This window comes from Actomonas aquatica (assembly GCF_019679435.2).
Lineage (GTDB): Bacteria > Verrucomicrobiota > Verrucomicrobiia > Opitutales > Opitutaceae > Actomonas > Actomonas aquatica.
Window position 1 is genome coordinate 4,601,002 of the sequence record NZ_CP139781.1, and the last position, 13,869, is coordinate 4,614,870.

Sequence of the window (13,869 nt, forward strand, 5' to 3'; positions counted from 1 at the left end):
ACCATTTATTGCACGACTTGGGGTGGCTCATGGCCGCCGCGGCTTTTGTCTCGATCTTCTTTCGCTGGCTGAAGCAGCCGGCGATCATCGGCTATCTGGCGGCGGGTCTGCTGCTCGGGCCGCATGTGCTGCCGTCCACGCCGCTGCATGACTCGGCCAACCTCGCTTCGCTGAGCGAGCTCGGCGTGTTGTTCCTCATGTTCTACATCGGCCTGGAATTTGATCTGGGCAAACTGCGGCCGGTGGCGGCGGCGTCCTTCCTGGGGCTCGCGCTGCAAACGATGTTGATGGGGCTCATCGGCACGTCGGTGGGGCAGTGGTTGGGTTGGTCGCCGGTGGAGGGGCTGTTCCTCGGTGGCATCCTCGCGATCAGTTCGTCGATGGTGTGTTTTAACCTGATCGGTGAGCGGGGCGACATGCAGCGGCCCTATGCGCAGATCACGGCGGGGGTGCTCATTTTGGAGGACATCCTCGCGATCATTTTGCTCGTGGTGCTGGCCGGTGTGGCGGTGTCGGGGCAGCTCGATTTTGCGGCGGTGGGGCAGACGACGTTCTTCGTCGGTATCTTCGTCGTGGCGGTGTTTATCCTCGGCAAATTGATGGCCCCGCTGGCGGTGCGACTGCTCAACAAAGTGGGCAATCCGGAGACCCTCACGCTGTTTGTAGTGGGCATGATTTTCGCGGTGAGTCTGCTGGCGGAGAGCGCTCATTTTTCGCTGGCGTTGGGCAGCTTCCTGGCAGGTGCGATCTTTTCGCGCTGCGCGATTTCGCACGACATCGAGGTCGTGATGACGCCGTTGAAGGACTTCTTCTCGGCGCTGTTTTTTGTGACCATCGGCACGCTCATCGACCCGGCGGCGATCTGGCAGTATCTCGGCACCATCCTGCTGGTGACCGGCCTGATGATGGGCGGCAAGTTGCTGGCTTGCTGGACGGGTTTTGTGCTGGCGGCGGTGCCGCCGGCGACGGCTACGCGGGCGGCGTTGGCGAAGGTGCAGATCGGTGAGTTCGGTTTCGTCATCGCGTCGCTGGCGATCAGCCTCGGCGTGACCAATCCGGCGCTGAAGGCGGTGACGACGGGTGTGGCGGTGTTGAGCATCATGTTGACGCCACTGGCGGTGTCGCAGGGCGAGCGCATCGTCGGCCTGGCGGAGCGGATCACTCCGCGCAAGTTGCGCAGCGGTTTGGCCATCTATCTGGACTGGATCGAGACGGTGCGTTTCACGCTGCGCGAAAGCAGTTTTCTGCGCGTGGTGCGGCGGCCGTTGGTGCGGGTGGGGGTGAACTTTTTGCTGCTCAACGCGCTGCTGATCGTGGCCTCATTTTCGGCCCAAGTGCTGGGCGATTCGACCTGGCAACGGATCCTGTGGGCGGGCGCGGCCTTGGCGGCGATTCCGTTCCTGGTGGATATCCTGCGCAGTCTCGACGTGGTGACGATGGCGATGGCGGAGATTGCGCTCTCGCGGCCGGCGCTGCGACTGGTGGCGCAGGGCCCTGCGCGTGACGTGCTGCGACTGGGGGCGTTTTCGCTCATCCTGTTTGGCTTCCTCACGCTCTTCCTCATCGCCTGCGCGCCGTATTTCCCGACGGGCACGTCGTTGGTGGTGTTTGCGCTCTCCACCATCGCGCTGCTCATGCTCGGCTGGAAACGGGCAGTGCGGCTGCAGAGCCAGTTGGAGTTTGCGGTCATGTCTTCGATGGAGGCCGAAGCTCGCAGTGGGGCGAAGGAGGCCGTGGCCGATGCGATCAAAGCCATGACCCGACGCAACCCGTGGCCGGTGGAGCTGGCCGAGGTGGTGATCCCGGAGGACGGTTGCGTGGTGGGGCGCTCGCTCATGCAGACGGATCTGCGGCGCAAGACCAGCGCGACCGTGGTGGCGTTGCAGCGGGGCGGGGTGACGCATTACGACGTGCCGCCGACGATGCCGCTCTCGCCCGATGACCATCTTTTGCTGGTGGCGGAGAAGCCGCAGCTGGCCGAGGCGATTGCGCTGCTCACGGAAACCGGCGAGCGCGCGACGCGACCGTCGGAGCTGCCGCATCATTTCACGCGTTTGCTGGTGGCCGGCACGTCGAAGCTGTGCGGTCTCACGCTGGGCGAAGCGGGCATCCGCTCGAGCTTCGGCGTGACGGTGGTGGGCGTGCAACATGGGGAGGAGCGCAACACCGGTCCCTCGCCGGACACCTGCCTGCATGACGGTGACCTGCTGCTGGTGATGGGCCCCGAGGAGGGGATCAGCGCGCTGCGGGATGCGTTGGTGTGAGGGCGGGAACGGCGGGCGGTGCGCTGGCGTTGCCCCTCGCTCACGCTCGTAGCCACACGGTTGATACGGCGGGCACAAAAAACCCCGTCCGACGAAGCGGACGGGGTGGAAGAACGAGAAACGAAATGAAGCGGCGGAGTCTTAGGACTCGGCGCGGAAGGTGAGGGGGATCTCGTCGGCGTCGGAGTTGGCGCTGTTCCACGCGGAGACCACGGACTCGGCGGTGGCGCGATGGGTATCGCGGAGCTTGGCGACGGCATCGATCTCAGTTTGGAGGGACTTGTAGGCCTTCTCCTGCGCGGCGATCAGCGAGGCCGGCCATTCCGGCAGACGGTCAGCGGTCTTGATGTCGCTCCAAAGGGCGTGTGCGCTGGCCTTGGCGACGATGAGCTTGCTGCGGTAAGCGGAGAGTTGCTCGTCGTAGCGGCGGGAGGCCATGGCGTAGCTGCCCATGTGCACGGCGTCGGTGTCGGAGCTGATGGTCTCGAGGGGCTCGGGCTTTTCCGGGGCCTTGTAGAAGAGCGGTTGGTTGGGCTTCACGAGGGAAGCGGTGGCGGCGAGCTCGCTGGAGAACATGTCGCGCACGAAGCTGACGCGGAAGTCCTTCTTGCCATCAGGAGCGGCGCCGGGGAACTCGGCTTGCACGGCGTTGCCGGTGAGGAGCGCTTCAACGGCCGGGAGGTCGAGCTGCGCGGTCCATTTGCCACCCACGCGGGAGAGCGGGGCGGACCAGAGGGCGAAGTTGGCGCTGTTGACGATGAGGAGCTTCGCGTCGGTGGCGGAGCTGGGGGCCTGCGCCATGGAGAGGGTCACTTGGCCGGCGTTGTTGATGGCGATGGTGTCGGAGTCGGCGGCGCGGACGGCGGTGAAGGGAGCTTCTTTGGCTTCTTCGTCCTTCTTTTGACCGAACATGGGGGCGGCGAGCATACCGAGCAGGGCGAGGCCGAAGCCAAGGCGGCGCCAGCCGCGGAGGGAACTCAAGTTGAGACGCGATTCGTGTGTCATGGATTCTCCTATGGGTGGGTTAGTGAGAGAGGGATCCGGCCGGAATGACAGATGGGGTGACCGGACTTAGGAACGCAGAAACTTACGAATCTGCCGGGGGCGTTCAAACGCCTTTTGCGATTTTCCGAACCGTCCGAACTCAGCTCACGGGGGGAGCACCAAAATGCGCGGCGTGACTGGCATAACGTGCGGCGTCGCTGAGCTGCTGTTCGAGGACCGCGATGAGAGGCGCGGCCTGCCAGAGACCGGCGAACACGGCTTTGTCGCCGATGCTGCTTTCGACGATGAAGGTGGGGCGTTGGTCGATTTGGTGGGCGCGGAAGGTGGCGGTCGATTGGGCCACGCGCTGCTGCACGGCAGGGGAGCGGGCGGCGGTGGCGAGCGTGTCGGCATCGAGTCCGGTCGCGCCCGCGGCGATGTGGGCGGCGGTGGTCAGGTCGCCGATCTTTTGGCCTTCCAACATGGCGGCGCGGGCGAGGGCGAGGCGGATGCGTTCGTCGCCGGGCGGCAGCAAATCGCGGCCGGCCTCGGCCACCCAGTTGGGGGCTTCGTAGTGGCCGGCGCGTTCGGCTTCCCACCAGCCGGAGTGGAGCTTGAAGGGCGAGGCCACGAGCAAACCGCTGCGTTGGTAGAACCAATCGCATTGGGCGCGGGAGGTCGGAAAGGCTTCGGGCGACATGAGGGCGATGCGCCACTCAAACTGCACGCGGCCGGCGAAACGCTCCTGGACCTCCTCCCACGCGGGCTGGGCCCAGAGGCACCAGGAGGACAGGATTTCGAGGTAGTAGGTGACCGTGATCGGCGCGGTGGAGGCAGCAGGCATGCGGGGAGACTAGGGTATGGGGCGCGGCCATTAACAAATGTTAAGTGACTTAATGGTGACAGTTGCGCCGAAGGTTGCACTGGGCGGGTGGGGGCCGTTCACCATCGGCAATGGTTGTGACGACTCATCACCTCGCGCTCTTCAACATCGCGCACGGGAAGTATCCGCTCGATGACGCGCGGATGGCGGGATTTACGTCGGCCTTGGACCGCGTGAACGCTTTGGCTGATCGTTCGGCCGGCTTCGTCTGGCGGTATGTGAATGCCTACGCCGATGGTGCGTCGGCGGAGCCGGTGTATGCGGATCCGCTCATCCTGCCCAACCTCTCGGTGTGGGAATCACCCGAGGCCGCGATGGCTTACGTTTATCGTGGGGTGCACGGCGGTTTCTTGCAGGCACGCGAGCGTTGGTTTCGGGAGATCGATGGACCGTCGGCCGTGGCGTGGTGGGTGCCGATGGGGGAACAGCCGAGTTTGGCCGAGTCGCGGCGGCGCTTGGAGTTGCTGGCGGCGCAGGGGCCGAGCGCGGAGGCGTTTTCGCTGCGGGAGCCGTGTCCGGTGCCGGCACCGGAGTCGGAGTCGGCCTGACTGGACGAACCGGGGGCGACGACCCCGGCTACAGCAGAGGGAGGTAGCTGCGGAGGCCGGTGGTCGCCGCGCGTCAGTTGCCGCCGCCGAGGAGGCCTTTGAGGGTGTTGCCCACGGCATCGACGGCGTCTTTGGCGCTGTTGAGGTTCAGGCGGCCGTCGGCGATGGCCTTGGTCGCGGCAGTGGCGATTTGGGTGAGGATCTGCTGGCTGACCTTGAGCGAGAGCTCGCTGGCGGTGAGGCCGTTTTCGGGCGTGCCGAGATCGGTGAGCACGAGTTCGGGCAGGGTGAGTTCGAGGGTGCGGCCGCCAGCGATGACGGACACGCGGGCGTCGCGCAGGGCGAAGTGTTGCACGGCAAATTTTTTGGCCGGGGCGACGGGCTCGGCGTCGGGTGTATCGGGGGCGGGGGCCGGGCCGCCGGTGGCGGCTTCGATGTGTTTGACGACTTCGGCGAGGTTGGAGGTGACGAGGCGGGTTTCGTAAACGAACTCCGGTTGCTCGATGGTGAGGTCGCGAATGTGGATGGTGTCGCCGAGCAGGCTGGTGGGCGCGAGGTCGAGGTGGATGCGGCCGAGCTGGGCGAGTTTGGGGCCGGTCCAGCCCTCGGGATTGCCGATGAAGAGGCCTTCGAGGCTGCCGCGGCCGGTGAAGGGCGAGAGGCTGGCGTCGTCGAGCGTGACGGTCGTGCCGGTGAGGCGCGGGCCGAAGGTGTTGACCGTCTGCTTCACGGCGGTGCCGAGGAAGACGACCAGCGAGATGAGGGCGACGACGAGCACGAGGACGACGATGCCGCCGAGGGCGGCGAGGGTGGATTTCGCGGAAGCCATGCGAGGAAGAGGAGTCAGAAGGCGATGACTTGCAAGGGTGTGGCGAATGAGGCGCGGAGCTTGCCAAGCGGTGAACGGCGGTCGCAGGGTCGCGCGAATGTTAAGTCAGCCACTGGCCTTGGTTGCTTGGAACGATCTCATCTCGCGCAGTGAAGTGGTCGCCCTCCTGACGGGAGCGACGCTGCCGGCGGCGGGGTTTGCGTTGGCGGGCTGGGGACTGCGGCGATCGCGGGCGCAGGTGTATTTTGCCGGTTACATGCTGGGGCTGTTGCTGGTGTTTTGGCTGCAGGGCGTGCTGAACGGGCCTGGGGCGGATCAAGGAGTGGCGCCACCCTGGTGGGGCTGGTTGAGCGACCTGATCCAGTTGCCCTATGCGTGGCTGTATGTGCGGTTCGTGCGCACGTATTTTGAGCTCGAGAGTTGGTCGTCGCGCTGGGCGGCGTGGTGCCGCTGGCTGGGGCGTTTGTATGTGATTCCGCTGGTGCTGGTGGGGCTCAAGGCGCTGACGGGTCTCGGGCTGAGTTCGTGGGTCATCATGCTCTTCAACTTGGCCAATGTGCTGGGGTCCTACGCGCTCACGGGTTGGGCTTGGCATCGGCGGCGGGAGGGCGCGGGGTGGTTTCTGGTGGCGGTGTCGCCGCTCGCGTTATCCGGTCTGTTGCTGGCGGTGCAGTGGGCGGTCAATGCCGGCGGGAGCGAGATCAATGGCCTGTTTCCCTTTTGGCTCGGGGTGCTGGTGCACCTCGCGCTCGGCGTTGTGGCGCTGGGGGTGCAGCACCGGCGGCTCGACCTGCGCGTGCAGGCGGAAGCGGCGGCCCGGGATGAGGCGGAGCGCAAGGCCGTGAAACTGGCGGCGGTGAACGAGACGCAGGAGGAGTATGCGTCGTTCATCAGTCACGAGGTGCGCACGCCGCTGCATGCCGTGCTGGGCATTTCGCGCCGGTTGCATGAGTCGGGTCTGACGCCGGATCAGCGCGAGCAGGTGGCCACCATCCAGTCGACCGCGCGGCTCATGCTGGGGGTGGTCGATTCCATGCTCGATATCGCCAAGGTCGAAGCGGCGGCGGGAACCCTGAAACGCGAGGCGGTGGACGTGCGGGCTTTGCTCAATGAGACGGTGGCGATGTTTGCGCCGCAGCTGGAGTGGAAGCGTTTGCGGGTGGAAACGACGGTGCAGCCGGAGTTGCCGGCCTTTGTGTCGGCCGACTCGCTGCGCTTGCAGCAGGTGCTGATCAACCTCGTGGCTTACGCGGTGAACCAGACCCAGGAGGGCGCCGTCGACATCCGGGTGCAGTGGGAGCGCGACGAACAGCTCACCCTCGCGGTCACCGACGCGGGCGGGGGAATCTCGGCGCGTCATCAGGCCAATCTTTTCACCGCGCCGCAGCGGGTGAGCCTCGGTCTGGCCGAGGGCGGATTGCGGGCGCCGACCGGGCTCGGGTTGATCATCGCCCGGCGCCTGGCGGACCTGATGCGGGCCTCGCTCACGGTCGACAGCGAGCCGGGCCGTGGCACCACGCTCACCCTCGCGCTCAAAGCCCCGCGTTGGTCGGCTTCGCAACAGCGTTCGGTGCGCACCTTCGGCGTGCGTGAGCGCGCGGGTTGATCTTCGCGGCGATCCGCGCACCTTCGGCACCTATGTCCGACGAACACGCCCATGCCCACGCCCCCGAGAACGCCTTTACCGGTCGTTGGGAAGCGGTGAGCGGTCGCCTCGGCGCATCCGCCATTCCACTGCCGGCGACCACCCTCACGCTCGAAGCGACGCGCTACACGGTGAAGTCGCCGCAGGGCACCGACCACGGCAACGCGACCTGGGACCTCACGGCCGACCCCGTGACCCTCGACATGCGCGGCACCAGCGGGGCGCATTCCGGCAACACGATTCACGCGATCGCCCGCACCCGCGGACCGGTGTTGCAGCTCTGTTACGCGGTCGACGGCAGCAAACGCCCCACGACCTTCGACGTGCCGGCGGGCGCGGTCTGGGTGACGGTGCGCTACAAACGCCTCGATTGAGGCGCGCGGCGGGTTTGCGCTTGAAAGGCCGCGCGTGGCGCTGAGCCTTGGCGCCCAGTCACCCGCAAATTCCCGTATTTCATGGCCGCCGATCACAACTACACCGAAGCATCGATCAAAACCCTCTCCGCCCTGGAGCACATCCGGCTCCGCCCGGGCATGTATATTGGTCGACTCGGTAACGGCGCCCATGCCGAGGACGGCATCTACGTGCTGCTCAAGGAGACGATCGATAACTGCATCGACGAATACACCATGGGTTTCGGCAAACGCGTGGAGGTGCACCTCGCCGAGCGCACCGTCTGCGTGCGTGACTACGGTCGCGGCATTCCGCTGGGCAAACTCATCGACTGCGTGTCGGTCATCAACACGGGCGCCAAATACGACTCCAAGACCTTCCAGAAGTCGGTCGGTCTGAACGGCGTCGGCCAAAAGGCGGTCAACGCCCTGGCGCATTCCTACCGCGCCCAGTCGGTGCGCGAGGGGCAGTGCAAGCTGGTGGAGTTTGAGCGCGGCAAGCTCGTCAAAGAGCACAAGGTGCAGGCCAGCGACGAGCGCAACGGCACCTACATCGAGTTCACGCCCGACGAACAGCTCTTCGGCGCCAACTTCGCCTTCCGCCGCGAGTATATCGAGGAGATGCTCTGGAACTACGCCTACCTCAACCGTGGGCTGACTCTCAATTTTAACGGCAAGAACTACAAGTCGGAGGGCGGTCTGAAGGACCTGCTCACCAAGAAGCTCACCGGCGAAACCCTTTACCCGATCGCCCACCTCGAGGCCGAGGACATCGAGATCGCGCTCACTCACGGCGGCCACTACGGCGAGGAGTATTACTCCTTCGTGAATGGCCAGCACACCACCATGGGCGGCACGCATCTGGCGGCCTTCCGCGAAGGTTTGGTCGGCACCGTGCGCAACTTTTTCGGCAAACAATACGACGCGGCCGACATCCGCCAATCGGTCGTCGCCGCCGTGTCGGTGCGGGTGCAGGAGCCGGTCTTCGAATCGCAGACCAAAACCAAACTCGGCTCGACCGACATGGGGCCGAAGGGGCCGACCATCCGCTCGTTCATCACGAGCTTCATGCAGCAGCACCTCGACAACTGGCTGCATCGCAACCCCGAGGCCGCCGAGACGCTGCGCAAGAAGATCGAAGCCAGCGAACGCGAGCGCAAGGAGTTGAGCGGCATCCGCAACCTCGCCAAGGAGCGCGCCAAGAAGGCCAACCTGCACAACAAGAAGCTGCGCGATTGCCGCGTGCACCTCGACGGCAAGGACAAGCGCGCCGAGGAGAGCACGCTGTTCATCGTGGAGGGTGACAGCGCCGCCGGTTCGCTCACCGCCTGTCGCGACGTGCAGACCCAGGCCGTGTTCGCGTTGAAGGGCAAACCGCTCAACACCTTCGGCCTGACCAAGAAGGTCATCTACGAGAACGAGGAATTTCACCTCCTGCAGAGCGCGCTGAATCTCGAGGACGGCATCGACGGCCTGCGCTACAACAACGTTGTGATCGCGACCGACGCCGACGTCGACGGTATGCACATTCGCCTGCTGTTGATCTCGTTCTTCGTGAAGTTCTTCCCCGAGCTCCTGACCAACGGTCACGTCTCGGTGCTGGAGACGCCGCTCTTCCGCGTGCGCAACAAGAAGAAGACGATCTATTGCTACAGCGAAGCCGAGAAACAGTCAGCGCTGCACCAGCTCGGCAAGGCGGCGGAGATCACGCGCTTTAAAGGCTTGGGCGAAGTGAGCCCGGGCGAGTTTAAGGACTTCATCGGCATGGGCATCCGCCTCGAACCGGTGAGCCTGAAGCACGTGACGGATACCGATGACCTGCTCGGCTTCTACATGGGCAAGAACACCCCGCACCGGCAGAACTTCATCATCGAAAACCTCCGCGTCGAAAAAGACCTGATCGAGGCGTGATCACGGTAACCGGTTTCTGAATACGCGGGCGTTCAGTTGCCGGTGGAAGTCGGATCGAGCAGCCGGGCCTTTTCTTCGGCCTGCAGCGGTAGGCTCTCGATCCACTCGCGGGCGGCGGTGGGGTCGTTGCGGCGCCAAAAGCCGTAGGCATTGCGCAGGGCCAGATCACGTTCGGTCACATTCTGGATCGATAGCAGCAGGGGCGTGACCTCGTTGACGTTGCCGCGAATGGCCGCGCTGGTGGCCAGCCCCGCGACGGCGCTGTCGCGATAGGGACCAGCCGGCAGATCGTCGGCCCACTGCATGGCTGCCTCGGCGTCGCGGTGCATCCAGTTGCCGGCCAAGTTCGCGTAGACTGTTGGGGCGTTGTTTTCGAGCGGCATCGAGTCCAGCCAGGTTGCGAGGGCGTCCCCGGACATCACTTGAGCGGCGTTGCTGATAAAGTTGTTGATGGCGTTGTGGCGCGTCTCCCCTGGAGGCAGGGTGCCGATGAGTTGTTGGGCTTGGGCGGGGTTGCGCTGAGCGAGGTTTACGACGGTGCTGCCGATGAGGGCACTCCGCGCTTCTCCGTCGGGCATTTGGTTGATGGCCTGCAGGGCAAGTTCGGGTGCAACTCTCGCCAACGCACCGGGGTTGCCTTGGACGAGGCCGAGCGTGCGGGGGCTGTTGGGTTCGGCGAGCAGAGCCTGCACGAACCCTGCGGGATCCTGTTGCGCCCATACGCTACCGGCTTGGGCGTAAAACTGGTTTTGGGTGTCCGCATCTGTTTGCGCGGCGATCCAGGCGAGGGTGGCGGCGGGGTTTTCCTTCATCCAATTGCCCGCGATTTCGGACCCGATCTGACGGCGGAGGCTGAGGTCGGCGATCTGGTCGACCCACTGCGCAGCGGCGACTGGGTCCGCTTGGAGTTTGGCGCGCGCTAAGGTGAAGTAGGCGCTGCGTTGGGCGTCGCCAGGGCTGATGGCGGACGCGAAGACGTCGGCAAGGTCGTGATCCTGACGCGACAGCTGGAAGACGATCTGCATGAGCGATTTTTCCCGGTCCTGCGCGGACGGCAGTTGCTGGACGGCGGCGATGGCGGCTTCGGGATCGGTTTGCGCGAGTTGACCGATGATGTTGCCGAGCGCTTCGCTCCTGGTGTTGGCAAAGGCGGGGTCGTGAACGAGCGCCAGCGCGCGAGCCGGGTCAGTTCGCGCGATCGCGTTGAGCAAATTTTGTAGCGCCGCGTTTTGGCTGCGGCCGGTGGGTAGCTGCATCGCCAGCGCGAGGGCTTTGTCGGGATCCGATTGAGCCATGTTGCCCAAGCTGCGCGCCGCGGATTCCGAGAGTTGTGCGAGCTCATCCGGGTTCGCTTCCAAAAAGGCGATGGCTGCGTCCGGTTGGCGGTCCAGCAGGTGCTGAAGCACGGAGCCGATGGCCTCGCGTTGTTTGCTTCCCGGAGGTTGGCCGCGAGTCCAGGCCAACGCGGCGTCGGGGTCGACCTCCGCCCACGTGTTCAGCACCGATGGCACCACGTTTCCGCCCAGGAAGGCGTTTTCGGTGGAGAGGCTCCACGCGGCGGAGGCGGCGGCTTGGGGATCGCGCCGGGCCCAGCGGGTGAGCACGGTGCTCGACAGCATGCCGCGCTCGTGGGCGGGTTGTGACTGGGCCCAGCTCAACGCTGCCTGCGGATCGGAGCCCGCCCAAATGCGAGCGAGGTTGTTTAAAGTCGACGCGCGACTGCGGCCGTCCAGGCGGCTGGTAATCTCGGCGATGGCCTTTTGCGGATCGCCGCGCATCCAGGCCGAGAATAGCGAGAACGTATCGAGGCCGCCCCGTTCGAGCAGACCGGATTCGGCGAGGTAGCCGAAGATGAGTTCCGGGGACAGATCGTCGACTTGGGTGGCCATCGCTCGGATGCCTTCGTCGCGGCGCTCGCCGGGTGGCTCGGAACGCACCCATTGTTCGAGGTCCGTCACGTTGGCGAACGACCAGCCGCGAAACACACTGCGGTAGGCGTCGTCGCGGGTGCGCACGAACTCGATGCCGCCGGCGTGGGCGAGGGCGGCGCGCGGGTCGATCTGCGCCCATTGTTCGTAAAGGGCGCGGCGAAGCTGGCCACGCGAGTCCGACGGCTCCGCCCGCACAATGAAATCGGTGAGGGTGCGCAGTTGCGCGCTGTTCAGCGCACTGAACCGCTGTTGCCAGTTGAGGTTGAGATTCCAGTAACCACGGGAGCAGGCGGCGCGCACCTCTGCGAAAAGCGTCGCGAAATCTTCGTCGGTGGTCGCACTCGGAGTGGGGGAGGAATCGAGGGATTCCACGGCGGTTCTGACGATCGGGGCGGCGGGTTCAGCGGCTGGAGTGGCGGCGCCGTTTTGGCGGCCGAGCCAGTAGGCGGCGAGGGTGACGGTGACGGCGGCGAAGACCGCAAGCAGTTGGGACGGACGGAGGGACATACGCGGAGGAGATGAACCTGAATGCCACCCGGCCAGTGGTGCGGATCCAGCGCCGGGCAGCGTGTGGGTTTGGTCGCTTGATGCAATCTCTACGCACCTATGCGTATCCCGGTGAAGAACCGGTCCCGCTAGGATTGTGACGAAACTCTGACTCCTACCCATGCCTACTCACTCACTTGTTATCCCTCGTTTCGGTCGCGCGCTCTTGGTCGCGGCCGCGGCGTTCTCCTTGGTCTCGGCCCCGCTGCACGCAGCCGAAAAACTCTGGACCGCCAAACTCAAAGAAAAGGTCACTTGGAACGCGCTCACGGATCTGGGCACGCTGCTCATCGGCACCAATGGCGCGGTGCAGTCTTTCGACCCCGACACGGGCGAACTGCTCTGGACGCGCGACGACCTCGACAAAACCAGCGAGTTCAACGTGCGCGAAGTGCACGGCGCGCCCTACCTGCTGTGCAACCATTCCAAGGGCCTCGGCGGCACCAAGGTGAAGCTCATGGCCATCGACTACCTCTCCGGTGAAACCGTCTGGGAAACCGATGAGATCATGGGCCAATACCTCGCCACCTACTCGATCCCGTCCCACCAGATGGCGATCTTTGCCCTCAACAGCTGGGAAGGCTCCAAGGACGAGCAAGGCATGATCTTCCGCGCGGTCGACGTGCTCACCGGCGAGGTGAAGTGGCAGACCCGCTACGGCAAAGCCAATGAGGTGCGCCTCCACATCGCCGACAACACCGGGAAGTTCGCGCCGCGTCAGGACCTGTCCGGCTACCACGATCCGCTCGTCGACGGCGACATGGCTTACCTCGGTTTCCGTGGCGTCGACGCCCTCAACCTCACCACCGGCGAGATCGTCTGGACACAGGAATTTAAGCCCGGTCACAAGGACTTCAAACGCACCTACGCGCCGCTGCGCATCGACGGCGATCGCATCTACGCCGCCGGTGGTGGTTCGGTGCTCGCGCTCAACAAAGCCGACGGTTCCGTCCTCTGGAAGAGCGACCGCATCTCCAGCTACGCCGGTCTCTTTAAGTCCCGCGACAACGCCATCGTTTCCCAGGTCGAGCCGATCAACGGCAAGGTCTTCATCCGCTTCGGCGGCAACTTCTCCAACGGCCAATCGGTCTTGCTGCGGGAGCCCCTCGGCGTAGCCGCCTTTGATGCGAACACCGGCGACGAACTCTTCAAATTCGCCAAGCCCAAGGAAGGCATCACCAACCTCATGATTATCCCCGAGCACAACACCGTGCTCTTCGCCGACGCCAAAAAACTCTACGGTCTCAACATCGAGGGTGCGGCGGTGACGGAGAAGTTTGAGGTCGAGATCGAGTTCAAGCGCAAGATGGGGGGCGGTGACGTTGCCAAGATCGGCCTCGGCGCGCTGGGCGGTCTCTCCGGCCTCGCCAAGGGCGCGATGTCTTCGAGCAAGAGCCGCCTCGACGTGCCGGTCGCGATCGTGCGCCGCGATGGTCACATCGTGGTGATGGGCAAGCAGCACCTCATGGCTTTTGATCCGGTGGCGCAGGACATCAAGTGGTCCACTTACTACGCCGCGCCGGGCAACGTGTTGGGCGACTCGCTCATGTTTGCGGTCACCGCGCTCGCCGCCACCGCCGGCAACGCCCAGGTCGCGCAGGCCCCGTCGTATTCGTCCAGTCAATACCGCAGCGGCGTGGGCAACATCCATGGCGCGCTCGACCGCTACAACGCCCGCGCCGGCAAACGCAACGCGGCCACCCAGTCCAGCGGCGGTTACTCCTACGTGCTCACCAACGTCGAGGAAGGCCGCAAGAAGGGCATCGGCCTGATGGGTATCTCGCTCGAAAACGGCGAAGGCGAGAAGCAGCTCCTGCTCAAGGACAAGAAGCCGGAATACCTCGTCGACGAAGCGCTCGACCGCCTCTTCCACATCGAGAAGGGCAAAACGATCATCGCCTACGGCCTGTAAGCCAGGTCCCGGCTCCGCCCCGCT

Annotated in this window: 10 protein-coding genes; 6 read left to right on the top strand and 4 right to left on the bottom strand. The window is 65.0% G+C overall.

The genetic code is table 11. From position 1 onward, the window contains the following. Positions 1-29 precede the first annotated feature (29 nt). The gene (locus K1X11_RS17640; protein WP_221030476.1) at positions 30-2,264 is read left to right on the top strand and encodes a cation:proton antiporter; all 2,235 of its coding nucleotides are present in this window, start codon (positions 30-32) and stop codon (positions 2,262-2,264) included. Between the two features lie 141 nt (positions 2,265-2,405). Here K1X11_RS17640 and K1X11_RS17645 read toward each other — a convergent pair whose 3' ends face one another. Both K1X11_RS17645 and K1X11_RS17650 read right to left on the bottom strand, forming a co-directional pair. Continuing rightward, the gene (locus K1X11_RS17645) at positions 2,406-3,245 is read right to left on the bottom strand and encodes a hypothetical protein (RefSeq protein ID WP_221030477.1); all 840 of its coding nucleotides are present in this window, start codon (positions 3,243-3,245) and stop codon (positions 2,406-2,408) included. A gap of 163 nt (positions 3,246-3,408) precedes the next feature. Continuing rightward, positions 3,409-4,092, bottom strand: coding sequence for a DsbA family oxidoreductase (locus tag K1X11_RS17650; protein WP_221030478.1), 684 nt, complete (start codon positions 4,090-4,092; stop codon positions 3,409-3,411). Between the two features lie 110 nt (positions 4,093-4,202). Between K1X11_RS17650 and K1X11_RS17655 the strand changes: the two genes are divergently transcribed. Beyond that, complete coding sequence (locus K1X11_RS17655) at positions 4,203-4,679, top strand: DUF3291 domain-containing protein (protein WP_221030479.1); 477 nt, start codon at positions 4,203-4,205, stop codon at positions 4,677-4,679. Positions 4,680-4,752: 73 nt separating this feature from the next. Here the strand turns inward: K1X11_RS17655 and K1X11_RS17660 are convergent, their stop codons facing one another. Continuing rightward, on the bottom strand, positions 4,753-5,508 hold the full coding sequence (locus tag K1X11_RS17660) for a DUF748 domain-containing protein (protein ID WP_221030480.1): 756 nt from the start codon (positions 5,506-5,508) through the stop codon (positions 4,753-4,755). Positions 5,509-5,626: 118 nt separating this feature from the next. Between K1X11_RS17660 and K1X11_RS17665 the strand changes: the two genes are divergently transcribed. From K1X11_RS17665 to K1X11_RS17675, 3 genes are all read left to right on the top strand, one after another. Continuing rightward, a complete protein-coding gene (locus K1X11_RS17665) occupies positions 5,627-7,114 on the top strand; it encodes a sensor histidine kinase (protein WP_324726019.1) in 1,488 nt (495 codons plus the stop codon). A 32-nt stretch (positions 7,115-7,146) separates the two neighbouring features. Beyond that, positions 7,147-7,527 (top strand): TIGR03067 domain-containing protein, encoded by a 381-nt coding sequence (locus tag K1X11_RS17670; RefSeq protein WP_221030482.1) that lies wholly within the window; start codon positions 7,147-7,149, stop codon positions 7,525-7,527. A gap of 81 nt (positions 7,528-7,608) precedes the next feature. Beyond that, the gene (locus K1X11_RS17675; RefSeq protein ID WP_221030483.1) at positions 7,609-9,456 is read left to right on the top strand and encodes a DNA topoisomerase IV subunit B; all 1,848 of its coding nucleotides are present in this window, start codon (positions 7,609-7,611) and stop codon (positions 9,454-9,456) included. 32 nt (positions 9,457-9,488) lie between these two features. Here K1X11_RS17675 and K1X11_RS17680 read toward each other — a convergent pair whose 3' ends face one another. After that, positions 9,489-11,894 carry a hypothetical protein gene (locus K1X11_RS17680; RefSeq protein ID WP_221030484.1) on the bottom strand — a complete coding sequence of 802 codons (2,406 nt, stop codon included), beginning with the start codon at positions 11,892-11,894 and terminating at the stop codon, positions 9,489-9,491. Between the two features lie 160 nt (positions 11,895-12,054). Between K1X11_RS17680 and K1X11_RS17685 the strand changes: the two genes are divergently transcribed. Beyond that, a complete protein-coding gene (locus K1X11_RS17685) occupies positions 12,055-13,845 on the top strand; it encodes an outer membrane protein assembly factor BamB family protein (RefSeq protein WP_221030485.1) in 1,791 nt (596 codons plus the stop codon). Positions 13,846-13,869 lie beyond the last annotated feature (24 nt).

Coding starts and splice junctions, on each gene's coding strand:
- K1X11_RS17680 (WP_221030484.1), bottom strand. CDS start 11,894: ATGTCCCTCCGTCCGTCCCAACTGCTTGCGGTCTTCGCCGCCGTCACC.
- K1X11_RS17655 (WP_221030479.1), top strand. CDS start 4,203: ATGGTTGTGACGACTCATCACCTCGCGCTCTTCAACATCGCGCACGGG.
- K1X11_RS17685 (WP_221030485.1), top strand. CDS start 12,055: ATGCCTACTCACTCACTTGTTATCCCTCGTTTCGGTCGCGCGCTCTTG.
- K1X11_RS17640 (WP_221030476.1), top strand. CDS start 30: ATGGCCGCCGCGGCTTTTGTCTCGATCTTCTTTCGCTGGCTGAAGCAG.
- K1X11_RS17650 (WP_221030478.1), bottom strand. CDS start 4,092: ATGCCTGCTGCCTCCACCGCGCCGATCACGGTCACCTACTACCTCGAA.
- K1X11_RS17660 (WP_221030480.1), bottom strand. CDS start 5,508: ATGGCTTCCGCGAAATCCACCCTCGCCGCCCTCGGCGGCATCGTCGTC.
- K1X11_RS17675 (WP_221030483.1), top strand. CDS start 7,609: ATGGCCGCCGATCACAACTACACCGAAGCATCGATCAAAACCCTCTCC.
- K1X11_RS17670 (WP_221030482.1), top strand. CDS start 7,147: ATGTCCGACGAACACGCCCATGCCCACGCCCCCGAGAACGCCTTTACC.